Here is a 26,106-nt window from a genome sequence, read left to right on the forward strand (position 1 = left end):
TTCGGGCATACGGTCACCCAGTCTGGGCTATGCTTCCCGCAGAGGACGGCCGAAGCAGTTTCGCGGCAGTCCGCACTGCATGGACACAACAGGCCCCCTCCAGGATCGAGCGAGCGCCTCCGGCTCCAGCGTCGGTCAGGCGCCGCTGAGCGTGCACAGCTCCGCGATGGAAGCCTTCGAGCGCCTGGGACACCCCATCTGGCTCTACGACTTCGACCGTCAGCGGGTCGCCTGGGCCAATGCATCGGGCTTGCAGCTCTGGCGCGCCGAGTCGCTGGAAGAGCTGTGCTCACGCGCGCTGGGCGCCGACATGTCACCCGCGGTCGACAAGCGCCTGCGCCAGTACCAGCGCGACATCGAGGCCGAACCCAACCGCCAGTTCCAGGAGATCTGGACCCTGCACCCGCAGGGCATGCCCGTGACGGTGCAGATCCGCTTCAGCGGCATCCGCCTGGATGATGGTCAGTTGGCCTGCCTGTGCGAGTCCCTGCCCATGCCCACGCTGGATGTCGACACCCTGCGCAGTGCCGACGCCCTGATGCACACCTCGGTGCAGATCACCCTCTACGACAGTTCGGGCGCCGCGCTCTACCGCAACCCGGCCTCGCGTGCCGCCACCGCAGCGCCCGGCCAGACCATGGACCAGCACCTGGTGTCGGCGGCCGACCAGCTGACGCTGCGCGAGGCCCTGAGCAGCCGCGGCGAACACCAGATGGTGGCCCAGGTGCAGACCATCCATGGCCGGCGCTGGCACGACCTGACGGCGCGCCGCTGCCTGGACGCGGTGACCGGCCGCGAAGCCTGGCTGGTCAGCGAGACCGATGTCAGCGCGGTCAAGGCCGCGCAGCGCCAGGCGCAGCGCCTGGCCGAGCGCGACCCCCTGACCAACCTGCCCAACCGCAACCACGTCAACCTGCAGTTCCCGGCGCTGCTGGAAGAGATCCGCAGCATCGGCCGCCAGGCGGCGATGATCTTTCTGGACCTGGACCGCTTCAAGCATGTCAACGACTCGCTCGGCCACGAGGCCGGTGACCGCCTGCTGATCGAGGTCGCGCGCCGCCTGCGCCACACCCTGCGTGCGGGCGACCAGGTGGTGCGCCTGAGCGGCGACGAGTTCCTGATCCTGGTCAGCGACGACGATGTGGTCACCCATGTGCGCCGCCTGGGCCTGCGTCTGCGCGAGGCGGTGTCGCAGGTGATCCGCCTGGGCAGCACGACGGTGCGGGTCACGCCCAGCCTGGGTGTCAGCCTGTTCCCGGCCGATGGCGACGATGTGGCCACGCTGATGCGCAACGCCGACATGGCGATGTACCGCGCCAAGCGGCTGGGCGGTGACCAGATGGCCTTCTACTCGGCCGACCTGGCCGTTGAGGCCGGCCGGCGCCTGACGCTGGAGAGCGAGCTGCTGCAGGCCTTTGACCGCGGTGAGTTCGTCGTCCACTACCAGCCTCGGCTGGATGCGGGGACGCGCCAGGTGGTCGGCGCCGAAGCCCTGGTGCGCTGGCGCCATCCCAGCCGCGGCCTGGTGCTGCCGGGCGAGTTCATCCCGATCTGCGAGGACACCGGCCTGATCCTGCCGCTGGGCCGCTGGGTGCTGGAGCAGGCGGCCCGCCAGGCGGCGCTGTGGCACCAGCGCGGCCACGCGCTGACGGTCTCGGTCAACTTCTCGGCCCGGCAGATCCAGTCCCAGGCCCTGGTCGAGACCATGGACCAGGTGCTGCTGGACTCCGGCTGCCCGCCGCAGGCGCTGGAGATGGAGATCACCGAGTCGCTGCTGCTGGGCGAGGACTCGGCCATGCTGGGTCAGCTCGATGCCCTCAACAAGCGCGGGCTGCGCATCGCCATCGACGACTTCGGCACCGGCTACTCCAACCTCGCCTACCTTGAGCGCTTTCCACTCGACTGCCTGAAGATCGACCGCAGCTTCGTCAACCAGCTCGAGACCCGCCCGGCCATCGCCGAGCTGATCATCTCGATGTGCAAGGTGCTGGAGTTGCAGATCGTTGCCGAGGGCGTCGAGACCACCGGCCAGCTCGACTGGCTGCGCGCCCAGGGCTGCCACCATTACCAGGGCTTCCTGAGCAGCCCGGCTGTGCCAGCCGACCGCTTCGAGACCCTGCTGGCGCCGGTCTGAACCGGCCCTCCTAGAATCGGGCGTTTTGCCCCTTGGAGGCGGCCCCACCCGGGCCCGGCCTTCCCGACTGCGGAGCCACACCATGGACACCCGAACCTCGCCCGCGCGCCTGCGCATTGACCGCCTGCGCGAGCAGCTCGCCCGCCTGGGCCTGCAGGCCGCGCTGGTGCCCTCCAGCGACCCGCACCTCAGCGAGTACCTGCCCGAGCACTGGCAAGGCCGCGCCTGGTTCTCGGGCTTCACCGGCTCGATGGGCACGCTGGTGGTGACCGTGCGTGAAGCAGCCCTGTTTGCCGATGCGCGCTACTGGGAGCAGGCCGAGAGCGAGCTGGCCGGCAGCGGCATCGTGCTCGAGAAGATCCCCACCGGCACCTCAGCCAACCACCTGGAGTGGATCCGCCGCCACCTGCAGCGCGGCGAGGCACTGGGCGTCGATGCCCAGGTGCTGGGCCTGGCCGACGCCAAGGCGCTGCGCACGGTGTGCGACGAGGCCGGCATCACGCTGCGCACCGACACCGACCCGCTGGCCGGCGCCTGGCCCGAGCGGCCGGGCCTGCCGTCGGCCCCGGTGTACGAACATGCGGCGCCGTTCGCGCCGGTCGCGCGCGCCGACAAGCTGGCCCGCGTACGTGCCGACATGGCCGCGCTGGGCGCCAGCCACCACCTGGTGTCCACGGTGGACGACATCGCCTGGATCACCAACCTGCGCGGCTCGGATGTCGACTACAACCCGATCCTGCTGGCCCACCTGCTGATCGGACCGGCGCAGGCCACGCTGTTTGTCGGTGCCGGCAAGGTGCCCGCCGAGCTGGCCGAGCGCCTGGCCGCCGATGGCGTGCAACTGGCCGACTATGCCCAGGCCGCCGCCCAGGTGGCCGCGCTGCCGCCCGAGGCCGTGCTGCTGGTTGATCCCAAGCGCGTCACGCTGGGCCTGCGCGAGGCCGTGCCGGGCACGGTGCGGGTGGTCGAGGCGATCAATCCCAGCACGATGGCCAAGGGCTGCAAGACCGAGGCCGAGATCGCCCAGGTGCGCGAGGCCATGGCCGAGGACGGCGCCGCGATGTGTGCCTTCTACGCCTGGTTCGAAGCCGCCATGGCCCGCGGCGAGCGCATCACCGAGCTGACCGTCGACGACCGACTCAGCGCCGAGCGCGCCGCGCGCGCGAACTTCATGGGCTTGAGTTTCTCGACCATCGCCGGCTTCAACGCCAACGGCGCGATGCCGCACTACCGCGCGCTGCCCGAGTCGCATGCCGTGGTCGAGGGCAACGGCCTGCTGCTGATCGACTCGGGTGGCCAGTACCTGGGCGGCACCACCGACATCACCCGCGTCTGGCCGATCGGCACCACCACCGCCGAGCACCGGCGCGACTTCACCCGCGTGCTGCAGGGCATGATGAACCTGTCGCGCGCGCGCTTCCCGGCCGGCACGCCGGGCCCGATGCTGGATGCGTTGGCACGCGCACCGCTGTGGGCCGAGAGCCTGGAGTACTTCCACGGCACCGGCCACGGCGTGGGCTACTTCCTCAATGTGCACGAGGGCCCGCAAACCATCGGCAAGGCGGTGGTGGCGCCGCACATGGCCATGCGCGCGGGCATGATCACCTCGAATGAGCCCGGCATCTACCGCCCCGGTCGCTGGGGCGTGCGCATCGAGAACCTGCTGCTCACCGTGCCGGCGCCGGCCAGCGAGTTCGGCGAGTTCCTGCAGTTCGAGACGCTGACGCTGTGCCCGATCGACACCCGGCTGATCGAAGTGTCGCTGATGCGCGCCGACGAGATCGCCTGGCTCAACGCCTACCACGCCACGGTGCGCGAGCGTCTGGCGCCGCGCGTCAGCGGCGACGCGCTGGCCTGGCTGATGGCCCGCACCGAGCCGCTGGTGGCATGAAAAAGCCGCCCTGCGGGGCGGCTTGTTCGCTGACGCGGCGCCTTGAGCGCGCCGCCGCAGTCCTCACTCCTGCGAGAACTTGTAGTCGGTCTTGGCAGCCTTGCGCAGCTGGTCCTGGTAGGCCTGCAGCTTGACCTGCGAGGCGCGCTGCATCAGCTGGGCCTTGACGTCGTCGAAGGCCGGGAACTGGGCGTCGCGGGTGTCTTCGAGGCGGATGATGTGCCAGCCGAACTGCGACTTCACCGGCTCAGGCGTCATCTCGCCCTTCTTCAGCGCGGTCAGGGCCTTGCCGAATTCGGGCACATAGGTGTCGGGCTTGGCGAAGTCCAGGTCGCCGCCGTTCTCGGCCGAGCCGGGGTCCTTGGAGTTCTTCTTGGCCACGTCCTCGAACTTGGCGCCGCCCTTGATCTCGGCGATCAGGCGCTTGGCGTCGTCTTCCTTCTCGACCAGGATGTGGCGGGCGCGGTATTCGGTGCCCGACTGCTGGGCCTTGACGCGGTCGTATTCGGCCTTGGCGTCGGCCTCGCTGGGCGGGTTCTTCTTCTGGAAGTCGGCGAACAGCTCGCGGATCAGCACGCTCTGGCGGGCCAGTTCCATCTGCGCCTTGAACTCGGCGCTGGCGGCCACGCCACGCTTCTCGGCTTCCTGGGCGTAGATCTCGCGCAGCACGACCTCGTCGCGGGCGCGCGTTTCCATCTCGGGGGGCACCGGCTGGCCAGCACGGGCGGCCTGCTGCAGCAGCGTGGTCAGACGGGCCTTGGGCACGGCCTTGCCATTGACGATGGCCACGTTCTGCGCCATGGCGGCCAGCGGCAGGATCATGGCCGCAGCGGCCAGCACGACGGAGGACTTGAGTTTCATGAAGCTCGGGGGAAGGGGGGATCAGGAAGAGCCGGGGCCGGCCTCGGCGGGGGTGCGGGCGTCGATGGCCAGGGCGTGGATACCCCGCGGGATCAGCTCGCGCAGGGCATCATACACAAGGCGATGACGGGCCAGCCTCCCTAGGCCGCTGAAGCGTTCGCTGACGATGCGCACATGCAGGTGGCTGCCCTCGCGGGCGCCGGCATGCCCTGCATGGGCGGCGCTGTCATCGCGCACCACCAGCGCGGTGGGGGCCAGCAGCCGGCTCAGCACCGCGTCGACCTCGTCGGCGCGCACCGGCTCAGGCGGTCGGGGGTTCACCGGCAGACTCCTCGGCGGCGGCCTCGGGCCAGGCCTTGCTGATCCAGACCGTCTGGCCAATGATGAAAGCCAGCATCAGGCCAGTGGCGCCGAACACCTTGAAGTTGACCCAGGTGGGCGTGGACACGCTGTAGGCCACCGCGATATTGAGCAGGCCCATGGCCAGAAAGAACAGGATCCAGGCCCGGTTCAGGGCCGCCCAGGCGGCGGCCGGCAGCTTCAGCTGGCCGCCCAGCGCCAGTTCCAGCAGGTTCTTGCCGAAGGCCGCACTGCCCCAGTAAACGGCCGCCAGCGCCCAATACACGCCGGTGGGTTTCCATTTGATGAAGGTCTCGTCGTGGAACCACACCGTCAGGCCGCCCAGCACCGTGACCATGGCCAGCGTGATCCAGGTCATCGGCTCGACCGGCCGGCCGCGCAGGCGCAACCAGGCGACGGTCAGCAGCGTGGCGGCGATCGCCACCAGCGTGGCCAGCAGCATGGGCGCCTGGTCGGGGCTGACCACACCGCCGGAGGTGAGCATGCCCACATGGCCGGTGGCGAACTCGGCTGCCGCGTCCTTGTGGCCTTCCGCGAACTTGAAGGTGGCAAAGAACAGGATCAGCGGCAGGAAATCGAGCAACAGCTTCATCGGGCGGTATCGGAATCGGTGCCGAAGTGTATCGCCGCCGAATTGATGCAAAAGCGCTCGCCGGTGGGCGCCGGGCCGTCGTCGAACACATGGCCCAGGTGGCTGCCGCAGCGGGCGCAGCGCACCTCCACCCGCACCATGCCGTGCGAACGGTCTTCCAGGCGCTCGATGCGGGCCGGGTCGATCGGCTGCCAGTAGCTGGGCCAGCCGCAGCCGGCGTCGAACTTGGTGTCGGAGGCGAACAGCGGCTCCTGGCAGCCGACGCAGCGGTACACACCGGGCTCCCAGTGGTTCCAGTACAGGCCGGTGAAGGCCCGCTCGGTGGCGGCGTGGCGCGCCACCGCGTACTGGGTGGGGTCGAGCTGGCGACGCCATTCCTCGTCGGACTGGCGCACCGGGTACGCAGGATCGTCGTGCGGCTTGGTCATGGCGCGGGCGTGGCAAAAAGCACAGTGTAGGCAGCGGCGCAGTCTCTTGCGCGACGTCAGGACATTGGGGCCTGTCCGGACCGGCGGCGCCTATCCGGCTGCCTATGATGCGCCTTGGAGTATTTCCCCGAGACAGGACAGGAGACCGCCATGAGCGCCTTGATGGGCCAGATGATGAACATGCCGCTGATGATCTCGTCGCTGCTGAAGCACGCGGCGCGCCACGCAGCCGACACCGAAATCGTCTCCAAGCGCGTGGAGGGCGACCTGCACCGCACCACCTGGTCGGCGCTGGAAAAGCGTGCCCGGCAGCTGGCGCAGGCTTTCGCCCGGCTGGGCTGCCAGCCTGGCGAGCGCATCGGCACGCTGGCCTGGAACGGCTACCGCCACCTGGAGATCTACTACGCCAGCGCCGGCTCGCAGTTGGTGACGCACACCATCAACCCGCGCCTGTTCCCCGAGCAGATCGCCTGGATCGCCAACGATGCGGCCGACGGCGTGCTGTGCTTTGACCTCAGCTTCCTGCCGCTGATCGAGAAGCTGGCTGGTGAACTCAAGACCGTGCGCCATTTCGTGCTGATGACCGACCGCGCCCACATGCCGGCGGCCACCACCGTGCCGAACCTGCTGTGCTACGAGGAGCTGGTCGAGGCCGAGGATGGTCACTACCAGTGGCCGGTCTTCGACGAGAACACCGCCTGCACGATCTGCTACACCTCGGGCACCACCGGCAACCCCAAGGGCGCGGTCTACAGCCACCGCTCCACCGTGCTGCACGCCTATGGCGCCGCGCTGCCCGATGCGATGGACTGCTCCAGCCGCGAGGTCATCCTGCCGGTGGTGCCGATGTTCCACGTCAACGCCTGGGGCATCCCCTACACCGCGGCGCTGGTCGGCGCCAAGCTGGTGATGCCCGGGCCCCACCTGGATGGCAAGTCGCTGTACGAATTGTTCGAGGCCGAGAAGGTCAGCTTCTCGGCCGGCGTGCCCACGGTGTGGCTGGGCCTGATCACCTTCATGAAGGCCAACGGTCTGAAGTTCAGCAGCTTCAAGCGCACCGTGATCGGCGGCTCGGCCTGCCCGCCGGCGATGATGAAGACGCTGCAGGAGGACTTCGGCGTCGAGGTGGTGCATGCCTGGGGCATGACCGAGCTGAGCCCACTGGGCACGCTGTCCAAGCTCAAGAGCAAGCACGACAGCCTGGACCGCGAGTCGCAGCAGCGCCTGCTCGAGAAGCAGGGCCGCGCCATCTACGGCATCGACATGGCCATCATCGACGAGGCCGGCCACGCCCTGCCCTGGGACGGCCAGGCCTCGGGCAACCTGGTGGTCAAGGGCCAGTGGGTGATCAACAGCTATTTCAACCTGCGCGTGTCGCCACTGGTGGAGGTGGACGGCGAGCCTGGCTGGTTCCCCACCGGCGACGTGGCCACGATCGATGCCGACGGCTTCATGCAGATCACCGACCGCAGCAAGGACGTGATCAAGTCGGGCGGTGAATGGATCAGCTCGATCGACCTGGAAAACATCGCCATGGCCCACCCGGCCGTGCATGAAGCCGCAGCTATCTCGGCCAAGCACCCGAAGTGGGACGAGCGCCCGCTGCTGGTGGTGGTGCGCAAGCCCGGCGCCACGCTCACGCGCGAGGAGATGCTGGCTTTCTTCGACGGCCGCATCGCCAAGTGGCAGATCCCGGACGACGTGGCCTTTGTCGACGAGATCCCGCACACCGCCACCGGCAAGATGCAGAAGCTCAAACTGCGCGAGCAGTTCAAGGACTACAAGCTGCCGGGGGTGTGATTCAGGGCCGGCGCCAGCGCAGCTTGCCGGCCGCAAAGATGCGGGCAAGCTCGCCGTTGTCGGCCAGCGTGTTCACGGCGGCCTGCAGCGCCAGGGCCAGGTCGGTGGAGGCCGCCTTGACGGCCATGCCCACCGCCCAGCCGTCCTTCATGCGCGGCAGCGGCAGCGGATCGATCGCGAAGCGCTCGTCGCCGCCCAAGGTCGATTCCAGCTCGCTCAGGTGGCCGGCCGCGGCCACCACCTCGCCGCGCGCCAGCGCCTGCGCGGCTTGCACACCATCGGCGTACTTGGTGCGCAGGCTGTCGCGGTAGCGTCCGCCCTCGGCGCCGATCAGCAGCCAGCCGGCCAGCGACTGGCCCGGCACCGCCACCGCCTTGCCGAGCAGCGGATCCAGCATGTCCAGCGTGGGCAGCGCCTTCAGGTCGCGCGCGATCATCACCCGCTCGCGCCAGTACGGCGCCAGGATCTTGACCTGCGGGCTTTTCTCCATCAGCGGGCGGTCCACCGGCACGTGCAGCATCACGTCGGCCGGCCCGAAGCCCAGGTAGTGGCCGCGCCACACCATGTTGCGCAGGTCATCGCCCATGTCCTCGCCGGCCTGGAAGGGCAGCAGCGAGAGCTTCAGGCCCAGCGCCGAGGCCAGGGCCCCGGCCAGGTCGACCTCGATGCCGCGGCCGCCCACATGGAAGGGCGGCAGGTCCTGGTAGACGGCGACGGTCAGGCTGCCCTTGGCGCGCAGGCGCTCCAGCGCCGAGGCCTCCTGGGCGCGCAGTGGCGAGGCAATCGACAGCGCTGCAGCGGCCGAGCCGGCCAGCAACTGGCGGCGGGTGGTCTGGCGGCGGCTCATCAGAGCGGCTTCTCGCGACGGCTTTCCAGGTAGGACTTGATCGCCCACACGGCTTCCTGGTTCAGCACACCTTCGAAGGGCGGCATGTAGACGGCGCCGTTGCGGGTGCGGCCGCGGCGCACCGTGGTGCTCATGAACTCGTCGATCTCCTTGACGCAGGCGGCCTTCTTGGCCGGCTGGGCCAGGCTGGCGCACTCGTTGTCGAGCTTGCGCAGGTCGGGTGCGATGCCGCCGGAGATCGCTTCCAGGCCATGGCAGCGGGCGCAGTTCTGGTTGTAGGCCGAAGCACCGATGCGGGTGGCAATCTCATTGCCCCGGTACGGATTCTCGGTGCGCCACTCGGCGCCCAGTGGCGGCAGTTCGCGGGTGTCGACCGCCTGCGGCGTGACATCGCCATGGGCCCAGGCGCCGAAGGCGGCCAGGAACAAGGCGCTGGCCAGCAGGCTGCGGGCGGGCGCTCGGAATCGGGGGGCATGACGGACCATGGGGGCTTGTCTCCTGGAGGGATGGACTTGGGGCTGGTAGGTAGCCCTGAAGGGGCGGGGGTCGGGCATCAAAACTGCAAAGCGTGTGCCACCAGCCCGCCGACGCTGCCAGGGCCCCTGAATCGGGCCCCGTCATCGGGGAGATCCCCAGGAAGATGCTGCAATCTGACGCGATGTGACGCATCGAACAGGATCCAGTCCCACGGCGGCAGGCAAAACTGTTAGATTTCAGAGCACAGCAAGAACATCCAGCGTGCCACACACGTTGGTGGAGACAAGGCCCATGAGCGGTTATTACCCCCCAGCCAGCGGCGGCCGACAGCGTCGCGGCCTGGAATCCGCCGCGCGCACAGCGACGGCGACGCGCAGCAACAGCCGCAATCCGGCGCACGAGTCGGCGATCGAGCATTCGCATGAGCGCTGCGCCGCGCTGGGCCTGTCGCGCATCGAGCGCCCCGACCACTCCCCGCTGGGCCGCTCCGACCTGACCGTTGCGCGCGAGCGCAATCTGCGTCTGTATTCGCATGCGGCGCCGGTGATGGAAATGCTCTTCGAGCAGATCATCAACTCGGAGAGCATGGTGGTGCTGACCGACGCCACCGGCACCATCCTGCACTCGATCGGCGACGACGAGTTCCTGGGTCGCGCCGCCAAGGTGGCGCTGGCCCCGGGCGCCAATTGGTCGGAGTCCAGCAAGGGCACCAATGCCGTCGGCACGGCGCTGATCGATGAAGTGCCCACGCTGGTCCACGCGGACGAGCACTTCATGCACGCCAACCATTTCCTCACCTGCTCGGCGGCGCCCATCCTCGATCCGCGCGGCAACATCCTGGGCGTGCTGGATGTCTCGGGCGACCAGCGCAGCTACCACCAGCACACGATGGCGCTGGTGAAGATGTCGGCGCGCATGATCGAGAACCACTGGCTGACCGACGACTACCGCAACGTCATGCGCCTGCACCTGCACAGCCGGGTGGAGTTCATCGGCACGCTGATGGAGGGCATTCTGGCGGTGGCGCCCGACGGCAAGATCGTCGGCGCCAACCGTGGCGCGCTGGAACAGCTGGGCCTGTCCGGCGCGGCCTTGCGCATGCACAGCCTGGGCTCGCTGTTCGGCACCTCGGTGAGCACGCTGGTCGACCGCTTCCGCTCACCGCTGGCGCTGCCGATGCAGGTGGAAACCAGCGACGGCCGCCCCTTCCACATTTATGCCCGCTTCAACTGGCCCGTCTGGACCAGCGTCACCGAAGCGGCCCATACCAGCACGCCGGCCAGCACCAGCCACACCGACAACAGCAAGCCGATCCTGCCCGAGACCCTGGCCGCACCCCCGGTGTCCGTACCGGCCGCCGGCACCGGCTTGAAGCAGTTGCTGACCGGCGACGCCCAGGTCGAGACGGTGGTGGGCAAGATCCGCCGCGTGCTCAACCGCGACATCCCGATCCTGGTGCTGGGTGAGACCGGCACCGGCAAGGAGTTGCTGGCGCGCGCCATCCACCAGGATTCCGAGCGCGCCCGCCAGCCCTTTGTGGCGGTGAACTGCGCCTCCATCCCCGATACGCTGATCGAGGCCGAACTCTTCGGCTACGAAGAAGGCGCGTTCACCGGCGCGCGCCGCAAAGGCTCGGTGGGCAAGATCGTGCAGGCCAACGGCGGCACGCTGTTCCTCGATGAGATCGGCGACATGCCGATCGGCCTGCAGGCCCACCTGCTGCGGGTGCTGCAGGAGCGCCAGGTCACGCCCTTGGGCAGCACCAAGTCGGTCACGGTGGACGTGGCCATCATCTGTGCCACCCACCGCAACCTGCGCGAGATGATTGCCGCCCAGCAGTTCCGAGAGGACCTCTACTACCGGCTCAACGGCCTCGCCGTGCGCCTGCCGGCGCTGCGCGAGCGCACCGACCTGCTGGCGCTGGTGCAGCGCATCCTGGACCAGCAGAGCCCGCAGCGGCGCCTGAGCCTGGCGCCCGACGTGCTGCACCTGTTCCAGTCCTGCGACTGGCCGGGCAATGTGCGCCAGCTGTTCAATGTGCTGCGCACCGCCGCGGTGATGGCCGCCGGCGACAGCGTGATCACACGCGACCACCTGTCGGACGACTTCATCGACGACGCCCAACGCGGCTGGGCCCGACGGGCCCATGCCGAGACCCCGGCGGCCGTGCCGATGAGCGCAACAGCCCCTGCCGCCCCGCCGACGGCGCCGGTATTGCCGCTTGCCCCGCCCGCACCGGCCCCGGCCGAGGCCGCCAGCCCGGTGGCACGCTCACTGCAGGACCTGGAACTCGAGGCCATCCGGCAGGCGGTGGAGCAGGCCGGCGGCAACATCTCAGAGGCCTCCAAGCGCCTGGGCATCAGCCGCAACACGATCTACCGCAAGCTGCGCTGGCAGAGCTGATCGCGGCACGGCCGCTCAGAACACCACCGCTTCGCGCTGCGACCAGGTGCGCTGCCAGTTCAGCGACTGGCGCGGGTGCCCGCCCGCCCAGGCCGGCGGCGGTGTGTCGGTGACCAGGTCGCCACGGCGCAGCGCGGCGTCCACCGCATCCACCAGCCGGCGCATCTCATCGCGCTGGGCGCGCAACTGGGCTGGCGCCATCCACGGCCCCTGCTCGGGCAGCACGCGCGCGGTGCCGGGCATGGCGGCCTGCAACTGATCCAGCGAGCGCGCCAGGTGCAGCGCGTCGCCGTCGCGCAGGTCCGGCGGACCGTCGCCCCAGGCCAGGCCGTGGGCACTCCACAGCGCATGGCCCCGCCAGCGCAGCGCCAGCACCGCGGTCTCATCGGCGCGCTGCAGCCGCCACCAGTCGAACGGGCCGACGCGGCCCTGCGCGCCGCGCAGCAGCTGGGTCGGCCGCGGGATCGGGTCGTCGCCCAGGTCGGACGCCGCCACGCCCAGGCGCTGCGCCATGCGCTCGACACAGCGCGGGCAGCGCTGGCGCATCGCTTCGGCGGTGTCCGCATGGGCCCACAGCCGCGCCCCCTCGAAGGCCTTGGCACCCAGCGTCAGTTCGGCGTGTGGCCAGGGCAGGATCACATCGGTGACGCGGCCGGCGCCGGCCTCGCGCAGCAGGCAGGTCGCCTGGCGCGCCAGCACCGGCGTGCCCGCGCCCCCCACCAACCACAGCGCGCGCCCCTGGCGAACCGCCCACAGGTTGGCGGTGGCGCCCCGGTTGCTGGCGTTGCTGTCCCCGCTGGCCGCTTCGATCCACCAGGCGCCCGTGCCCAGCGCGTGCAGGCGCCCACCCGGACCCGAACAGGCCGCCTGGGCCGGTGGTGCCGCCAGCATCGCCGCGAGCAGCCCAAAGACTCCGTACAAACCCTGTGCCAAGGGCGGACAAAGCGACCGCCACGCGTGACAGCTTCGGCGCACCAGCCCCCGGGCAAGCCCGCGGAATCGAGCCGCCAGGGCGACAGACTGTCGCCTGGCAGGCGGGCATGTGTCTTGCACCAGAGAACCCCATTGACAGGGAGACATCTGCTTCATTCCATGGATCTTGCCGCAAGACCGACAGGCCGTCCCGGGAGGACACCATGAAGCTCGTGGTGCTGCGAGGCGGCTGCGCAGCCGATGCGCAGCGCGCTGGCCTGGAGCCAGCGCCCACCAGCCGGCACGGCGCGATCGCGCTGTCCGACCGCGGCGACCAGTGGGCGCTGCTGAACGTGGCACCGAATGTGGCCGACCAATTGGTGGCCGACCCCACGCTGCGTCACCACGCCGGCCTGGCCGATGCCGAGGTGCGCACCGTCGTCCTGACCGACGCCCAGGTTGACCACGTCAGCGGCCTGCTGAGCCTGCGCGACGGCGCGCCGATCGCGCTGTACGCCACGCCCGCAGTCTTCGAGGTGCTGAGCCAGGACATGCCGGTGCTGCAGGTGCTGCAGCGCTACTGCGGCGTGCATTGGCATGTGATCCCGGTGGCCGGCGAGACCCTGTCGGCCAGCTTTCGCGTCGAGGGTCTGCCCGACCTGGAGTTCACCGCGCTGGCCACCGATGCCTTGGCGCCGCGGGTGCTCGAGCCCCACGAAGCGCCGGTGGCCGTGGGCCACAGCATTGCGCTGGCCGTGCTGGACCACCGCACCGGCCAGCGCCTGTTCTGCGCCGCCGGTGGCCAGGCCCTGGGCGAGCCTCAGCTCGACTGGCTCAGCAGCGCCGACTGCGTGCTGCTCGATGACCGCACCACCTGGCCCGAGTCGGGAGATCTTCCCGTGCCCGATTGGCGCGCCCAGCGCAAGGTGCTGCTGGCCCGCAACGCCAGTGGGGTCGGTCGGTATGGCTTCGAGCCCGCGTATGACGGTATGGTGATCGAACTCTGACCTCACCCCCGTTCATGCTTGACATCCAGTCACTGACCAAACGCTACGGAGAACGCACTGCTCTGGCCGGACTCAGCGTGTCCCTTCCGGCCGGTCAATTCGTCGCGCTGCTGGGGCCCAATGGCGCCGGCAAGTCCACGCTGTTCCAGGTGCTCACCGGCCTGTTCGTCGCTGACGGCGGCGACGTCCAGGTGGCGGGCCTGTCGCTGCACCGCCATGCGGTCAAGGCGCTGGCCCATATCGGCGTGGTCTTCCAGCAGATGTCGCTGGACCTGGACCTGTCGGTGCGGCGCAACCTGCAGTTCCATGCCGACCTGCACGGCCTGCCGGGCGCCGTGGCACGCGAGCGCATCGATGCCGGCTGCCAGGCCTTGGGCACCGCCGCCGACCTGGACCGCCCAGTGCGCGAACTCTCGGGTGGCAACCGCCGCAAGGTCGAGCTGGTGCGTGCGCTGCTGCACCATCCGCAACTGCTGCTGATGGACGAGCCCACCGTGGGCCTCGACCCCAAATCCCGCCGCGATCTGCTGGCCGCGGTGCGGGCCGACGTGGCCGCGCGCGGCACCGCGGTGCTGTGGGCCACCCACCTGGTGGAAGAAGCCGAGGCCGCCGACCGCGTGCTGGTGCTGCACAAGGGGCGCCTGCTGGCCGATGGCACGCCGGCACGGGTCGCGGAACAACTCGGTGCCCCCCGGCTCGAAGAGGCTTTCATCAAAGCCACCACCTGAAGGAGACACGACATGGCTTACCGACACCTGCTGGCCTGGGCCGGCATCGCCGTTCTGCCGCTGAGCGCTGCTGCCCAGGGCACGGCCTGGGTCAGCAGCGAGAAGGACCATGCCCTCACGCTGATCGACATGGCCTCGATGAGCGTCAGCGCCACCGTGCCCACCTGCAAGCGTCCGCGCCACCTGCGACTGCTGCCCGATGGCAAGCGGCTGATGGCCGCCTGCGGCGACTCCTCGCAGGCCGACATCATCGACCTGGCCAGCCGCAAGTCGGTGGCCCGCATCCCGATGGGCGACGACCCCGAGGCCTTCGATCTCTCGCCCGACGGCAAGACCATGTACGTCAGCGCCGAGGAAGAAGGCGAGCTGCTGGTGCTCGATGCCGCCACCGGCAAGCAGCTCAAGGCCGTCAAGGTGGGTGAGGAGCCCGAGGGCGTGCTGACCTCGCCCGACGGCAAGCTGGTCTATGTCACCTCCGAGGTCGCCAGTCTGGTCCATGTGGTCGACCCGGTGGCCGGCAAGGTGGTCAAGAACATCGCCGTGGGCAAGCGCCCCCGCCGCATGGTCATCACGCCCGACGGCAGCCAGCTGTGGGTGACCAACGAGCTGGGTTCCAGCGTCAGCATCATCAGCACCAAGGACCACAGCGTGGCGCACACGCTGAAGTTCGAGGTCAAGGGCCTGCGCGCTGCCGACATCACGCCGGTGGGCATTGCGCTGAGCAAGGACGGCAGCCGCGCCTTCGTCACGCTGGGCCAAGCCAACCGCGTGGCCTTCGTCGACGTGGCCAGCCGCAAGGTCACCGACACCGTGCTGGTGGGCAAGCGGGCCTGGAACGTCTCGATCGACAAGTCGGGCCAGAAGCTGTGGGTGGTCAACGGCCTGTCCGACGACATCACCGTGGTTGACATCGCCAGCGCCAAGGCGCTCAAGAGCATTCCAGTCGGACGCGTGCCCTACGCCGCGCTGCTGGCCGAATGAAGCCGCTGGCCTGCCTGCTCGCGCTGGCCGCCGCCAGCGCCTGGGCCGCGCCGCAGCGCGTGACGCTGCTGCTGCCCGATGACGACCCGCGACTGGAACGCGCCCGCGTTGAACGCGTCTACTTTGGCCACCCCACCGGGGCGGCCCAGGACGGCCTGCAGATGGCGCTGAAGGACAGCCAGCTTGAGCTGGACGCCGCCGGCAGCAGCCTGGCGCTGGACGTGGTGTCGGTGGCCTCGCCCGAGGCCGCCAAGGCTGCGGCGCAAAAGGCCGAGAAGGCAGGCGCACTGGCCCTGGTGACCGACCTGCCCGCCGCCTGGACCCTGGCCGCCGCCGACGGCGCCAAGCTGCCGGTGCTGAACGTGGGCAACCCCGAGGACCGGCTGCGCGAAGCCGACTGCCGACCGCGCCTGTTCCACCTGATTCCCTCCGAGCGCATGCGCGCCGACGCCATCGGCCAGACCCTGGCCAGCCAGCGCTGGCAGCAGGTGCTGCTGCTCACCGGTCCGTCGGCCGATGACCAGCGTCGCTCGGCGGTGGTGCAGGCGGCGATCAAGCGCTACGGCCTGAAACTGGCGGGCAGCAAACCCTTCAAGCTCTCGGCCGATCCGCGTGAGCGCGACCTGGCCAATCCGCGACTGCTGACCGGCGGCAGCTACGACGTGGTCTGGGTGGTCGACAGCGACGGCGAATTCGCCCGCAGTCTGCCCTACCGCACTGTGCTGCCGCGCCCGGTGGTGGGCGACGCCGGCCTCACCGCGCTGGGCTGGCACGCCCAGTTCGAGCGCTTTGGCGCGCCGCAGGTCTCGCGCCGCTTTGCCCGCAACGCCAGTGGTCGCACGATGCAGTCGTCGGACTGGGCCGCCTGGATGGCCGGCAAGGCCCTGGCCGCCGCCGTGCTGGCGGCACCCAAGGGCAAGCTGGCCGAGATGCAGGCCGCGCTGGCCCAGGTCGAGCTCGACGGCTCCAAGGGCGTGCCGATGAGCTTTCGCAGCTGGGACGGTCAACTGCGCCAGCGCCTGCTGATGACCGACGGCCAGGGCGTGGTGGCGATGGCCCCAGTCGACGGCGTGCTGCACCCGAAGAACGTGCTCGACACGCTGGGCGCTGACCAGGCCGAGAAGCTCTGCAAGGCCCGGGGCGGATGAACGTGCGTCACGCCGTGCAGGCCCTGTGGGCCATCATCCGCCGCGAGGTGCTGAAGTTCATCCGCCAGTACGGCCGGCTGGCGTCGGCCCTGGTGCGGCCGCTGCTGTGGCTGGCGGTGTTTGCGGCGGGCTTTCGCAATGTCTTCGGCATCGCGGTCAACGAGCCCTACGACACCTACATCCCCTACGACGTCTACATCGCGCCCGGCCTGGTGGGCATGGTGCTGCTGTTCAACGGCATGCAGTCCAGCCTGGCCATGGTCTACGACCGCGAGATGGGTCTGATGCGCCTGCTGCTGACCGCACCGCTGCCGCGCTGGTGGATCCTGCTGGCCAAGCTGTGCGCCACCGCCGCGCTGTCGCTGCTACAGGCCCTGGCCTTCGTGCTGGTGGCCTGGGCGCTGGGCACCGAGCTGCCGCTGCTGGGTCCGCAGACGCCGATGGTGCTGGCCGCCGCGGTGGGCGCGGCGCTGATGCTGGGCGCGCTGGGCCTGCTGCTGAGCGTGCACATCAAGCAGCTCGAGAACTTCGCCGGCACGATGAACTTTGTCATCTTCCCGATGTACTTCATGTCCACCGCGCTGTACCCGCTGTGGAAGCTCGAGGAATCGGGCGCCGAGTGGGTCTGGTGGATCGCCCGCTTCAACCCCTTCACGCACGCGGTCGAGTGGCTGCGCTTTGCCTTGTACGGCAAGGACCCGGGCATCGCGCCGCTGGTGGTGCTGGGCACGCTGGCGCTGTGCTTCGCGCTGGCCGCCTGGGGCTACGACCCGCAGCGTGGCTTCGGTGCACTCACCAAACGAGGTCCCGGAGGACCGGCCTGATGATGAAACTGCTGGGTGCGCTGCGCCGCCCCGCCAGCGCAGCGCCGGTCGCTGCGCCGCGCGAGAGCGAGCCGCTGCTGTTCGAATGGCTGGCGCTGGGCGGCCTGATGCTGTTCGGCAGCTGGCTGCTGGGCGTGCGCGGCGTCTGGGCGTTGCTGCTGACCTCGGACCCGACCGGCCTCACACTGGTGATCATCGTGGTCTTTGCCACGTCCACGCTGTGGGCCGGCGCACGCAGCCGCGAGCTGGAACGCCAGCGCCGCCACCTGGAGGCCGCCCGCGCCGGCACGGCCCTGGCGCAACTGCAGGGTTGGGCGGGCGACTACCTGCGCGCCCTCGACGCCGCGCCGCGCGACAGCAATGCGCCGCTGGACCTGCTCCTCGAAGACAGCCACGGGCCGCACCAGACCGCCTGGTGGGTCAACGGCATCCAGCTCAAGCTCGGCCTGCTGGGCAAGGTGATCGGCTTCTCGGTGCTGGCGTTGCACATCGGCCAGCTGCAGAGCTTCGATGCCTCGCAGTCGCAGGACCTGCTCAAGAGCCTGACCGCCGGCCTGGGCATCGCGCTGCTGACCACCATGGTGGGCCTGGTGGGCAACATCCTGCTGGGCCTGCAGCTCACGCGCCTGGACCGCTTCGCCGACACGCTGGTCGCCGACTGCCAGCGCGAGGGACTGCGCCGCTTCGCCCCGTCCAGCCGCTGAGGCCCCCGCCATGCCCAGCCGCCGCCACGCCCGCGAGCCCGAGGTCGATCCGTTCTACGACATGTTGTTCAACATGCTGATCGCCTTCGTATTCTGCTTCATCGTGGCGCTGCTGGCCATGAACCCGAAGGCACTGAAGGCCGGTGACATCCCGGCCAAGGCTGAGTACATCATCAACGTGTCCTGGCCGGACATGAACCCCAACGACATTGACACCTGGGTCCAGGACCCGGGCGGCAACCAAGTGTGGTTCCGCGCCCGTGAGGCCGGCATGATGCACCTGGACCGCGACGACCGCGGCCTGGCCAATGACACCATCATCATCAACGGCAAGCAGATCAGCAACCCGCTGAACCAGGAGGTGGTGACGCTGCGCGGCATTGCTGCGGGCGAGTACACGGTCAACGTGCACTACTACGACTCCAAGGACGGCCAGCCGGTCGAGGTGACCGTGTCGGTCATCAAGGTCAACCCCCGTGCCGAGGTCGTCTACTACGGCCAGGTCAGCGTGGCCCGCAAGGGTGACGAGGCCACCGCCGTGCGCTTCACGCTGCTGCCCGACGGCAGCGTCACCAACATCAACACCCTGCCCAAGACCCTGGTCGAGAGGATCTGAACCGATGACGCTCGCCGTCGTGCTTTCGTTCAGCGTGCTGCTGCTGCTGTGCGCCCTGGCCCTGCTGCAATCGCGCTGGCCGGCCTGGCTGAAGGCCTTGCTGGTCACCGGTGTGGCGGTGTTCTACTTTTTTGCCGACGAGGCGGTGCACCAGCTCAGCGGCTGGCCCACGCCCGACGCGCTGCCCGAGCGCTTTGCGCTGCTGGCCGCCGTGATCGAGGAGCCCAGCAACAAGAGCGCAGGCGCGCTCTACGTGTGGGTCAACGCCATCGAGAACGGCAAGCCCAGCGCCCAGCCGCGCGCCTACAAGCTGCCCTACACCAAGGACCTGCACAGCCTGCTCAACGAGGGCATGAAGAAAGCCCGCCAGGGCGTCAGCCAGATGGGCACGGCCACGCCCAAGGCCGGCAAGCGCGGCTTCGCCTGGCTGCGCCCCGGCAGCGACGAGCAGGAAGTGAAGATCCGCGACATGCCCGTGCCTCAGCTGCCCGAGAAGTGATGCGTCGCCTGGCTCTACCCCTGACCTGCTGCGCGCTGCTGGCGGCCTGCTCCAAGCCGCCCGGCAGCGAGCTGTTCCCGCTCGACGACGGCCACCGCTGGACCTATCAGGTGCGCAGCGAGTACGAAAACAACACCCTCGAGACCGACACCCGCGTGCTGCGCAGCCTGGGCCGCGACAGCCTGGCCGACGGCAGCGCCTGGCACCGCCGCAGCGATGACGGCGTCGACTACTGGCTGCGCAGCGACGACACCGGCATCTACCGCGTGGCCACCAAGTCCGACCTGGACGACGAGCCCAAGAAAGACCCCCTGCCCCGCTACGTGCTGAAGGCGCCGCTGGCCGTGGGCACCGGCTGGCAGGCCACCACCACCGCCTACCTGCTGCGTCGGCGCCAGGAGTTTCCGCCCGAGATCCGCCACAGCCACCCCAGCATCCCGATGAACTACAGCATCGAGGCCGTGGGCGAGGCGGTGAAGACCCCAGCGGGCGAGTTCAGCGGCTGTCTGCGTGTGCGCGGCCTGGCCACGCTGCGCCTGTTTGCCGACCCGGTGGTGGGCTGGAAGGACATGCCGCTGACCACCCGCGAGTGGTACTGCCCCGGTGTCGGCCTGGTCAAGCTGGTGCGCGAGGAGCCCGCCAACTCGACCTTCCTGACCGGCGGCACCCTGACGATGGAACTGACCGAATGGCAATGAACCCCGACCGCCGCGCCCTGCTCCAGGCGTTGGCCGCGCTGGGTCTGGGCACCGCCTGGCCCGCTGCACGCGCCCAGGCGCCCGATGGCTTCCCGAGCCGACCGGTGACCCTGTGGGTGCCCTGGCCCGCCGGTGGCGCCACCGACCTGACGATGCGCGTGCTGGCCGAGCTGGCCGGCCGCCACCTGGGCCAGAAGGTGATCACCGAGAACCGCTCCGGCGCCGGCGGCACGCTGGCCATGCCGGTGCTGCAGCAGGCGGCGCCCGATGGCTACACCGTGGCCCAGCTGCCGCAGCCGGCGCTGCGCATGCCCTGGACCCAGAAGGTGCAATGGGACCCGATCCGCGACACCACGCCGATCATCCAGCTCACCGGTGTGACCTTCGGCGTCGTTGTCGCCGCGGCCAGCCCCTTCAAGTCGCTCGATGATGTGTTCGCCGCGGCCAAGGCCCGACCGGGCGAGCTGACCGTCTCCACCAATGGCGTGGGCACCACGCCGCATGTGGTGATGGACGAGCTGATGGGCCGCCGCGGCCTGAGCTACACCCATGTGCCCTACAAGGGCACGGCCGAGCAGATGCTGGCCGTGGCCTCGGGCCAGGTGCAGGTGGGCATCAACAGCAACGGCTTCGCTCCCTTTGTGGACAACGGCAAGCTGCGCCTGCTGGTCACTTTCGGCGAGCACCGCCACAAGCGCTGGCCCACGGTGCCCACGCTGAAGGAGCTGGGCCACGGCATCGTGGCCAGCTCGCCCTACGGCCTGGTCGGTCCACGCGGCATGAGCGCGCCGGTGGTCAAGCTGCTGCACGACGCCTTCAAGGCGGCGCTGTTCGATCCCGCCCACCTGGCCGAGCTGGCCAAGTACGACCAGGAGCCGATGTACCTGGGCCCCGAGGAGTACGGCGCGGCGCTGCGTGAGGCCTATGCGGCCGAGAAGCGCACCGTGGAGCGCCTGGGCCTGGCAGCCAAGCCCTGATCAGGGACTGATCCCATGCTGCTGCGCATAGCGCAGCAGCTCCACCGCATTGCCCACCCCCAGCTTCTGGCGCAGCTGGGTCTGCAGGTTGGACACCGTCTTCGAGCTGATGTGCAGTTGCTCGGCGATCTGCTCCAGCGACTGGCCCTGCAGCAGGCCGCGCAGCACCTCGAACTCGCGCGCAGTGAGCGACAGGTGGGGCAGCGGCAGCGACGGGGTCTGCGCATGCGAGGCGATGTCGGCCGACAGCACCGCCTGCCCGCGCGCCACATGGCGCACCGCGGCCACCAGATCCTCGGGCGGACTGCTCTTGGTGATGTAGCCCAGCGCGCCGGCGCGCAGCGCCTGCTGCACCCGCGCCGGGTCCTCGTGCATCGAGAACACCAGCACGCGCAGCTCAGGCCAGTGCGCCTGGATGCGGCGCAGCAGGTCCAGCGCGCTGCGCCCGGGCATGCTGAGGTCCAGCACCAGCACGTCGGCCAGCAGTGTGCCGCGCTGCAGCGCGGCGAACACCGCGTCGGCGTCGGCAAACTCACCGCAGATCGTCAGGTCGGGCTCCAGCATCAGCAGGCGGCGGTAGCCTTCGCGCACCACCGCGTGGTCATCGGCCAGGGCCACCCGGATGGGAGGGGGCGCTGCGGGCAGGTCAAGCATCGGCGGGCTCCAGGGGATCGGTCTCGATGGCTGCGGACAGTCGGGTGCCTGGCGCCCCGTCCTGTACCGACAGCTCGGCGCCCAGCGACCACAGCCGCTGCTTGATGCCGGCCAGGCCGCTGCCGCGCTGCATCGCGGCGGTCGGGTCGGCCAGGCCCACCCCATCGTCCTGCACCGACCAGCTGATGGCCAGCGCCCGCCCACCCGCGCGCAGGCGCGCGTGGATCGCCAGCTGCGCCGCGCCGGCGTGGGCATGGCGCGCGATATTGCTGAGCGCCTCCTGGCTGATGCGGTACAGCACCATCGCGGTGTCCGGGCTGAGCCGCGCCGCTTCGGCCGCAGTGTCCCAGTCCAGGCACTGGCCGCGCTCGTCATCCAGCCGCAGCACCAGGCTCAGGCGGGTGGCATCGGCCGCGCCGCGCGGCCAGGCGCGCTGCAGCGCATCGAGCATGTGGCCCAGGCTCAGCAGGGTCGGGTTGTCATCGGTGCCGGGCGGGCGCAGACGTGCCAGCACGCCACGCACGTCCTGCTGGATCGTCTCGCACTGCTGAGCCATCTCGCGCGCCACGCCGGCCAACTCGTCCTGGCTGGCCAGCCTGCGCTGCAGCCAGGCTGCGTTGGCGCGCAGCGCGGTCAAGTGCTGGCCGAACTCGTCGTGCAGCTCCTGGGCCAGGCGTTGGCGCTCTTCCTCCTGCAGCACCTGCAGTTGCCGGGCCAACTGACGCCGCTGGGCGTGGGCAGTGGCCAGGTCGCCGTCAAGGCCTCGCAGTGCCTGGGCGATGGTCTCCAGCTCGGCCACCGGCATTGCCGGCAATCGGCGCACGCCGGGATGGCGGCCTTCGCCGTCGCCCATCTCGCCGATCGCCGAGACCAGTCGGGCCAGTGGCGCAAAGGCCTTCCGCGTGTTCCAGCCGATCGCGGCCAGCATGCCCAGCACCACCAGGGTCAGCAGCAGTGTGTCGGCGCCCAGACCGATCAGTGCCTCGACACGCTCGCTCTGCGGCCGGGCCGTCAGCGCCACATGCCAGGCATCACCCATCGGGCGCGGCTGGATCCAGGCCACCGTGAACGAAGGCGTGTCGCCAAACAGCGCTTCACCGGCCGCCAGCATCTGCTGCACGGCGGCGGGCAACTGCTCCTCGGGCTCGGCCAGCAGCAGCGTGGCGCCGGCCGCATCGGTCACGCGCAGCTGCAGATGGCGGGTGGGACCGTCATCCGGGCCGGGTGCCAGCAGGCGCCGCGCGCGCTGTGCATCGGGCATGGCGCTGGCACTGGCCAGGCGCTCGAACAGCCCGGCCAGCGAGCGCGCGCCTTCCAGCTCCTCGTCCACATCGCCGGCCATGCGCGCCAGGCCCAGCACGGCCCACAGCACAATCCCGGCGATCGCCACCCAGGCCGCGCGACGCATCACCAGCCGAGGCAGCGTCAACGGGAAATCGGGAACTCTTCCCGCGACATCAGGAACTTGGCTTGCTTCCATCGGTATTCAGTCCAATCAGCGTTCCAAGGAGACAAGTTCCATGCCCGCTCCCCACCGGGTTCACCCTGAAACCCGTTGCGCATTGTCCGTGCGCCTGGCGCTGTGCAGTGCCGCCTGGCTGGCCTCGGCCACCCCGCTGTGGGCACAGCCCGTGGCGCAGCAGGTGGAGGTGGTCGGCACGTCACCGCTGCCCGGACAAGGCGTGGACCGCAACGCCCTGCCCTACAGCACGCAGGTCGTGCGCCGCGGCGCGCTGGACGAGGCCCAGGCCGACAACGCCACCGATTTCCTCTCGCGCCGGGTGCCCGGCGCCCAGGTCAACGACATCCAGGGCAGCCCCTTCCAAGGCGACCTGACCTTCCGCGGCTACAGAGCCTCCGGCATTCTGGGCGCGGCACAAGGTGTCTCGGTCTATGTGGACGGTGTGCGCTTCAACGAACCTTTCGGTGACGTCGTCAACTGGGACATGGTGCCCGAGTTCGCGCTGCACAGCCTGTCACTGGTGCCCGGTGCCAACCCGGCCTTCGGCCTGAACACGCTGGGCGGCGCGCTGTCGCTGACCACCGCCACCGGCCTGACCGCACCCGGCCTGCGCGGCGAGGCCGCGCTGGGCAGCTTCGGCCGCAAGAAGTTCGAGCTGTCGCACGGCGGCAGCCATGCCGATGGCTGGCACCACTACGCCGGCATCGGCCTGTTCGACGAAACCGGCTGGCGTGACCACTCCGATGGCCGCCTGGCCAATGGGCTGTTCAAGCTCGGCCGGCAACTGGGCAACGATGACTTCACGCTCAGCCTGCAGGCCGGCCAGAGCCGTCTGGTGGGCAACGGCCTGGTGCCGCTGGTCACGCTGGATGAGGACGGCGCCCGCACGCCGGACCTCGGCAGCCTGGACCGTGCCGCCGTCTACACCCACCCCGACCTGACACGCAACCGCTTGTTGCAGCTCAGCGGCCAGTGGCGGCGCCAGCTCGACGAGCACACCACGCTGGAGTCGCTGGTCTACCTGCGTGACTCCCGCCGCACAACGATCAACGGCGACGAGGCCGATGATGACGACGGCGACGGCGACGAAGGCGGCGCGCGCCAGCAGCCCCTGGCCGAGGAAGACGAGCCCAACGCCTCGTTCAACCGCACCGCCACGCGGCAGAAGTCAGCGGGAGTGGCGATGGCGCTGTCAGGCCGGCTGGGCGCCCACCAGTGGCAGGTGGGTGCGGCGGCCGACCATGCCTCGGTCAGCTACGAGCAGACCGAGCAGGCGGGCGTTTTCGACGATACGCGCGGCGTGCTGCCTGTGGCAGGCGAGGACACCGAGCTCAGCGCGCGGGTCAGCGGCAGTTCGACCAGTGCCGGCCTGTATGCCAGCGACACCTGGCAGGTGGCCGCGGACACCCACCTGACCGGCACCGTGCGCATCAACTGGGCCCAGGTGGGCAACACCTTGTCCTCGGTCGATGACGACACCGGCGAGTTCGAGGCCCACCCGCACGAGCGTTTCCGCTACACCAGTGTCAACCCGGCGCTGGGCGTGGCACATCGACTGAGCCCGGCGTTGACAGTGTTCGCCAACCTGGCCCGCAACAACCGCGTGCCCACCGTGATCGAGCTGGGCTGCGCCGATCCTGAGGAGCCGTGCCGCCTGCCCGCCGGCCTGCAGGCTGATCCGTACCTGAAGCAGGTCATCGCCACCAGCGCCGAGGCCGGCGCGCGCTTCACGCTGCCAGGCGGCGTCAAAGGCAGCATCACCGCTTACCGCACCAACAACCGCAACGACATCCTGTTCCGCAGCACCAGTGTGACGGGTCAGCTGGGCTACTTCGCCAACTTCCCGCGGACACGGCACCAAGGGCTCGATGTCGAGGCCCAGTGGAAGCTCGGTACGGTGGAGATGACGGCCGCCTACAGCCATCTGGAGGCCACCTACCAGGCCCATGGCGTCTTGCGGATGGGCGAGCGCAACGTGACGATCACCCCAGGCACCCGCATCGCCGGTCTGCCGCGCCACCAGTTCAAGTTCAGTGCCGACTGGCGAGTGGGTGGCGGCTGGAGCGTGGGCGCCGACCTGCAGGCCCTGTCCGGCCGCAGCGTGGCCGGCAACGAGGACGGTCTGCTGGAGGATGGCGATGACGAGCGGGTCGACCTGAGCCTGCCGGGCTACGCGCTGGTGAACCTGCGTACCTCGTGGAAGCCGGCCCAGTTCAAGGGACTGGAGCTGTTCGGGCGCATCACCAACGTCTTCAACCGCCGCTATGCCAGCTTCGGCGCGCTGGCCGCGACGCAGTTCGATGCGCAGGGGCAGTACGTGGGGGCCGAGACCGAGGCGCTGTTCGTCGCGCCCGGTGCACCGCGTGCCTTCCAGGTGGGCGTGCGCTGGCAGTTCTGACCACCCCCAGCGCCGGGCGGCGGCCGGCCGGTCACGGGCCGGTCAGGCCGCGCTCGGTGGCCAGGCGCATCAGACGAAAGTCGTTGCGCTCGTCGAGTTTCTGCCGCACGCGCGACATGGTGTTGTAGACGGTCTTCTCGCTGATGTGCAGCGAGCGTGCGATGGCCTCGTGGTCCAGGCCGCTGGTGGCCAGACGCAGCACCTCGAATTCGCGCGGCGTCAGATGGCTGAAGGGGTCGAGGCCGGCATCGACCTGGTTCAGGCTGGCCTGGGCCACCTCGGCATTGAAGACCCGCTGGCCGGCGGCAATGCGCCGCAGCGCCGCGATCACCGCAGCCGGGTCGCAGTCCTTGGTCAGGTAGCCCTGCACGCCCAGGCGCATGGCCTGCAGCATGAAGGCTGGCTGGTCGTGCATCGTGAACACCAGGATGCGCAGGCGCTCATCGCGCTCGCGCAGGCGGCGGATCGCCTCCATGCCGCTGTCGCCCTTGAGGCTGAGGTCGACCACGGCCACATCCACCTCGTGATGGCGCAGCGCCTCGCAGGCCTGGGCCGAGGTGGCCGCCTCGGCCACCACCTCCATGTCGGGCTCGCTGCCGATCCAGCGCCGGTAGCCGTCGCGCACCACCGCATGGTCGTCCAGCAGCAGCACACGGATCATGGTTGGCCCGGGGTCCAGGTTCATCGCAGTCGTCATTCGGCAAA

The 26,106-nt window shown here is 69.8% G+C and carries 25 protein-coding genes; 15 read left to right on the forward strand and 10 right to left on the reverse strand.

Translation table 11 applies throughout. From position 1 onward, the window contains the following. The first annotated feature begins 151 nt into the window (after positions 1-151). Positions 152-2,134: a putative bifunctional diguanylate cyclase/phosphodiesterase gene (locus KAK06_RS07965; protein WP_210801408.1), complete on the forward strand. Its 1,983-nt coding sequence runs from the start codon at positions 152-154 to the stop codon at positions 2,132-2,134. A gap of 82 nt (positions 2,135-2,216) precedes the next feature. Further along, positions 2,217-4,025, forward strand: a complete 1,809-nt coding sequence (locus KAK06_RS07970; RefSeq protein WP_210801409.1) for an aminopeptidase P family protein — start codon at positions 2,217-2,219, stop codon at positions 4,023-4,025. A gap of 63 nt (positions 4,026-4,088) precedes the next feature. Here KAK06_RS07970 and KAK06_RS07975 read toward each other — a convergent pair whose 3' ends face one another. Genes KAK06_RS07975 through msrB form a run of 4 tightly spaced genes read right to left on the reverse strand, consistent with a single transcriptional unit; the run spans position 4,089 to position 6,266 of the window. After that, a complete protein-coding gene (locus KAK06_RS07975) occupies positions 4,089-4,886 on the reverse strand; it encodes a peptidylprolyl isomerase (protein WP_210801410.1) in 798 nt (265 codons plus the stop codon). A 21-nt stretch (positions 4,887-4,907) separates the two neighbouring features. After that, a complete protein-coding gene (locus tag KAK06_RS07980) occupies positions 4,908-5,183 on the reverse strand; it encodes a BolA family protein (RefSeq protein ID WP_210801516.1) in 276 nt (91 codons plus the stop codon). 4 nt (positions 5,184-5,187) lie between these two features. Continuing rightward, on the reverse strand, positions 5,188-5,838 hold the full coding sequence (locus tag KAK06_RS07985) for a septation protein A (RefSeq protein ID WP_210801411.1): 651 nt from the start codon (positions 5,836-5,838) through the stop codon (positions 5,188-5,190). Then, positions 5,835-6,266, reverse strand: a complete 432-nt coding sequence (msrB, locus tag KAK06_RS07990; RefSeq protein WP_210801412.1) for a peptide-methionine (R)-S-oxide reductase MsrB — start codon at positions 6,264-6,266, stop codon at positions 5,835-5,837. The genes KAK06_RS07985 and msrB overlap by 4 nt, the downstream gene beginning before the upstream one ends. 150 nt (positions 6,267-6,416) lie before the next feature. Between msrB and KAK06_RS07995 the strand changes: the two genes are divergently transcribed. Beyond that, a complete protein-coding gene (locus KAK06_RS07995) occupies positions 6,417-8,066 on the forward strand; it encodes a 3-(methylthio)propionyl-CoA ligase (protein ID WP_210801413.1) in 1,650 nt (549 codons plus the stop codon). A gap of 1 nt (position 8,067) precedes the next feature. On the opposite strand, the gene KAK06_RS08000 is transcribed toward KAK06_RS07995, so the two are convergent. Continuing rightward, on the reverse strand, positions 8,068-8,913 hold the full coding sequence (locus KAK06_RS08000; RefSeq protein ID WP_210801414.1) for a substrate-binding periplasmic protein: 846 nt from the start codon (positions 8,911-8,913) through the stop codon (positions 8,068-8,070). Then, positions 8,913-9,398, reverse strand: coding sequence for a cytochrome c-550 PedF (gene pedF, locus KAK06_RS08005; protein WP_210801415.1), 486 nt, complete (start codon positions 9,396-9,398; stop codon positions 8,913-8,915). Before pedF ends, KAK06_RS08000 begins: the two co-directional genes overlap by 1 nt. A 283-nt stretch (positions 9,399-9,681) precedes the next feature. Between pedF and KAK06_RS08010 the strand changes: the two genes are divergently transcribed. Then, positions 9,682-11,793, forward strand: coding sequence for a sigma-54-dependent Fis family transcriptional regulator (locus KAK06_RS08010; RefSeq protein WP_210801416.1), 2,112 nt, complete (start codon positions 9,682-9,684; stop codon positions 11,791-11,793). Positions 11,794-11,808: 15 nt separating this feature from the next. On the opposite strand, the gene KAK06_RS08015 is transcribed toward KAK06_RS08010, so the two are convergent. Continuing rightward, positions 11,809-12,684, reverse strand: coding sequence for a hypothetical protein (locus KAK06_RS08015; protein WP_210801417.1), 876 nt, complete (start codon positions 12,682-12,684; stop codon positions 11,809-11,811). Positions 12,685-12,929: 245 nt separating this feature from the next. Here KAK06_RS08015 and KAK06_RS08020 point away from each other — a divergent pair, with 245 nt between their 5' ends. The 10 genes from KAK06_RS08020 to KAK06_RS08065 are packed head-to-tail and all read left to right on the forward strand — an operon-like array spanning position 12,930 to position 20,887. Further along, positions 12,930-13,712, forward strand: a complete 783-nt coding sequence (locus KAK06_RS08020; protein ID WP_210801418.1) for an MBL fold metallo-hydrolase — start codon at positions 12,930-12,932, stop codon at positions 13,710-13,712. A gap of 14 nt (positions 13,713-13,726) precedes the next feature. After that, a complete protein-coding gene (pedB, locus tag KAK06_RS08025) occupies positions 13,727-14,440 on the forward strand; it encodes a lanthanide ABC transporter ATP-binding protein PedB/LutE (RefSeq protein WP_210801419.1) in 714 nt (237 codons plus the stop codon). Between the two features lie 12 nt (positions 14,441-14,452). Beyond that, positions 14,453-15,421, forward strand: a complete 969-nt coding sequence (locus KAK06_RS08030; protein WP_210801420.1) for a PQQ-dependent catabolism-associated beta-propeller protein — start codon at positions 14,453-14,455, stop codon at positions 15,419-15,421. Continuing rightward, a complete protein-coding gene (locus tag KAK06_RS08035) occupies positions 15,418-16,569 on the forward strand; it encodes a type 1 periplasmic-binding domain-containing protein (protein ID WP_210801421.1) in 1,152 nt (383 codons plus the stop codon). Before KAK06_RS08030 ends, KAK06_RS08035 begins: the two co-directional genes overlap by 4 nt. After that, on the forward strand, positions 16,566-17,393 hold the full coding sequence (gene pedC / locus KAK06_RS08040; protein WP_210801422.1) for a lanthanide ABC transporter permease protein PedC: 828 nt from the start codon (positions 16,566-16,568) through the stop codon (positions 17,391-17,393). The genes KAK06_RS08035 and pedC overlap by 4 nt, the downstream gene beginning before the upstream one ends. Further along, positions 17,393-18,097 (forward strand): hypothetical protein, encoded by a 705-nt coding sequence (locus tag KAK06_RS08045; protein ID WP_247652721.1) that lies wholly within the window; start codon positions 17,393-17,395, stop codon positions 18,095-18,097. Before pedC ends, KAK06_RS08045 begins: the two co-directional genes overlap by 1 nt. Before the next feature lie 10 nt (positions 18,098-18,107). Beyond that, positions 18,108-18,713 (forward strand): hypothetical protein, encoded by a 606-nt coding sequence (locus tag KAK06_RS08050; RefSeq protein ID WP_210801423.1) that lies wholly within the window; start codon positions 18,108-18,110, stop codon positions 18,711-18,713. Positions 18,714-18,717: 4 nt separating this feature from the next. Then, positions 18,718-19,212 (forward strand): hypothetical protein, encoded by a 495-nt coding sequence (locus tag KAK06_RS08055; RefSeq protein WP_210801424.1) that lies wholly within the window; start codon positions 18,718-18,720, stop codon positions 19,210-19,212. After that, positions 19,212-19,910: a hypothetical protein gene (locus KAK06_RS08060; RefSeq protein WP_210801425.1), complete on the forward strand. Its 699-nt coding sequence runs from the start codon at positions 19,212-19,214 to the stop codon at positions 19,908-19,910. The genes KAK06_RS08055 and KAK06_RS08060 overlap by 1 nt, the downstream gene beginning before the upstream one ends. Next, the gene (locus tag KAK06_RS08065; protein ID WP_210801426.1) at positions 19,901-20,887 is read left to right on the forward strand and encodes a tripartite tricarboxylate transporter substrate binding protein; all 987 of its coding nucleotides are present in this window, start codon (positions 19,901-19,903) and stop codon (positions 20,885-20,887) included. Before KAK06_RS08060 ends, KAK06_RS08065 begins: the two co-directional genes overlap by 10 nt. Here the strand turns inward: KAK06_RS08065 and KAK06_RS08070 are convergent, their stop codons facing one another. After that, positions 20,888-21,541: a response regulator transcription factor gene (locus KAK06_RS08070; protein WP_210801427.1), complete on the reverse strand. Its 654-nt coding sequence runs from the start codon at positions 21,539-21,541 to the stop codon at positions 20,888-20,890. Next, the gene (locus KAK06_RS08075; RefSeq protein WP_210801428.1) at positions 21,534-22,970 is read right to left on the reverse strand and encodes a histidine kinase; all 1,437 of its coding nucleotides are present in this window, start codon (positions 22,968-22,970) and stop codon (positions 21,534-21,536) included. The genes KAK06_RS08070 and KAK06_RS08075 overlap by 8 nt, the downstream gene beginning before the upstream one ends. 91 nt (positions 22,971-23,061) lie before the next feature. Between KAK06_RS08075 and KAK06_RS08080 the strand changes: the two genes are divergently transcribed. Further along, on the forward strand, positions 23,062-25,401 hold the full coding sequence (locus KAK06_RS08080) for a TonB-dependent receptor (RefSeq protein WP_210801429.1): 2,340 nt from the start codon (positions 23,062-23,064) through the stop codon (positions 25,399-25,401). Positions 25,402-25,432: 31 nt separating this feature from the next. Here the strand turns inward: KAK06_RS08080 and KAK06_RS08085 are convergent, their stop codons facing one another. Beyond that, positions 25,433-26,098, reverse strand: a complete 666-nt coding sequence (locus KAK06_RS08085) for a response regulator (RefSeq protein ID WP_247652722.1) — start codon at positions 26,096-26,098, stop codon at positions 25,433-25,435. Positions 26,099-26,106: the final 8 nt, after the last annotated feature.

It is taken from the genome of Ideonella aquatica, assembly GCF_018069755.1.
In the GTDB taxonomy this organism is placed as follows: Bacteria; Pseudomonadota; Gammaproteobacteria; order Burkholderiales; family Burkholderiaceae_C; genus Ideonella; species Ideonella aquatica.

What these genes read in the sequence shown, in the direction of transcription:
- pedC (WP_210801422.1), top strand. Translation starts at nt 16,566, where the DNA reads ATGAACGTGCGTCACGCCGTGCAGGCCCTGTGGGCCATCATCCGCCGC.
- KAK06_RS08055 (WP_210801424.1), top strand. Translation starts at nt 18,718, where the DNA reads ATGACGCTCGCCGTCGTGCTTTCGTTCAGCGTGCTGCTGCTGCTGTGC.
- KAK06_RS08010 (WP_210801416.1), top strand. Translation starts at nt 9,682, where the DNA reads ATGAGCGGTTATTACCCCCCAGCCAGCGGCGGCCGACAGCGTCGCGGC.
- KAK06_RS08035 (WP_210801421.1), top strand. Translation starts at nt 15,418, where the DNA reads ATGAAGCCGCTGGCCTGCCTGCTCGCGCTGGCCGCCGCCAGCGCCTGG.
- KAK06_RS08070 (WP_210801427.1), bottom strand. Translation starts at nt 21,541, where the DNA reads ATGCTTGACCTGCCCGCAGCGCCCCCTCCCATCCGGGTGGCCCTGGCC.
- KAK06_RS08080 (WP_210801429.1), top strand. Translation starts at nt 23,062, where the DNA reads ATGCCCGCTCCCCACCGGGTTCACCCTGAAACCCGTTGCGCATTGTCC.
- KAK06_RS08000 (WP_210801414.1), bottom strand. Translation starts at nt 8,913, where the DNA reads ATGAGCCGCCGCCAGACCACCCGCCGCCAGTTGCTGGCCGGCTCGGCC.
- KAK06_RS07970 (WP_210801409.1), top strand. Translation starts at nt 2,217, where the DNA reads ATGGACACCCGAACCTCGCCCGCGCGCCTGCGCATTGACCGCCTGCGC.
- KAK06_RS07985 (WP_210801411.1), bottom strand. Translation starts at nt 5,838, where the DNA reads ATGAAGCTGTTGCTCGATTTCCTGCCGCTGATCCTGTTCTTTGCCACC.
- KAK06_RS08015 (WP_210801417.1), bottom strand. Translation starts at nt 12,684, where the DNA reads ATGCTGGCGGCACCACCGGCCCAGGCGGCCTGTTCGGGTCCGGGTGGG.
- KAK06_RS08060 (WP_210801425.1), top strand. Translation starts at nt 19,212, where the DNA reads ATGCGTCGCCTGGCTCTACCCCTGACCTGCTGCGCGCTGCTGGCGGCC.
- KAK06_RS08020 (WP_210801418.1), top strand. Translation starts at nt 12,930, where the DNA reads ATGAAGCTCGTGGTGCTGCGAGGCGGCTGCGCAGCCGATGCGCAGCGC.
- pedF (WP_210801415.1), bottom strand. Translation starts at nt 9,398, where the DNA reads ATGGTCCGTCATGCCCCCCGATTCCGAGCGCCCGCCCGCAGCCTGCTG.
- KAK06_RS07995 (WP_210801413.1), top strand. Translation starts at nt 6,417, where the DNA reads ATGAGCGCCTTGATGGGCCAGATGATGAACATGCCGCTGATGATCTCG.
- KAK06_RS07975 (WP_210801410.1), bottom strand. Translation starts at nt 4,886, where the DNA reads ATGAAACTCAAGTCCTCCGTCGTGCTGGCCGCTGCGGCCATGATCCTG.
- KAK06_RS08030 (WP_210801420.1), top strand. Translation starts at nt 14,453, where the DNA reads ATGGCTTACCGACACCTGCTGGCCTGGGCCGGCATCGCCGTTCTGCCG.
- KAK06_RS08085 (WP_247652722.1), bottom strand. Translation starts at nt 26,098, where the DNA reads ATGACGACTGCGATGAACCTGGACCCCGGGCCAACCATGATCCGTGTG.
- KAK06_RS08065 (WP_210801426.1), top strand. Translation starts at nt 19,901, where the DNA reads ATGGCAATGAACCCCGACCGCCGCGCCCTGCTCCAGGCGTTGGCCGCG.
- msrB (WP_210801412.1), bottom strand. Translation starts at nt 6,266, where the DNA reads ATGACCAAGCCGCACGACGATCCTGCGTACCCGGTGCGCCAGTCCGAC.
- KAK06_RS08050 (WP_210801423.1), top strand. Translation starts at nt 18,108, where the DNA reads ATGCCCAGCCGCCGCCACGCCCGCGAGCCCGAGGTCGATCCGTTCTAC.
- KAK06_RS08045 (WP_247652721.1), top strand. Translation starts at nt 17,393, where the DNA reads ATGATGAAACTGCTGGGTGCGCTGCGCCGCCCCGCCAGCGCAGCGCCG.
- pedB (WP_210801419.1), top strand. Translation starts at nt 13,727, where the DNA reads ATGCTTGACATCCAGTCACTGACCAAACGCTACGGAGAACGCACTGCT.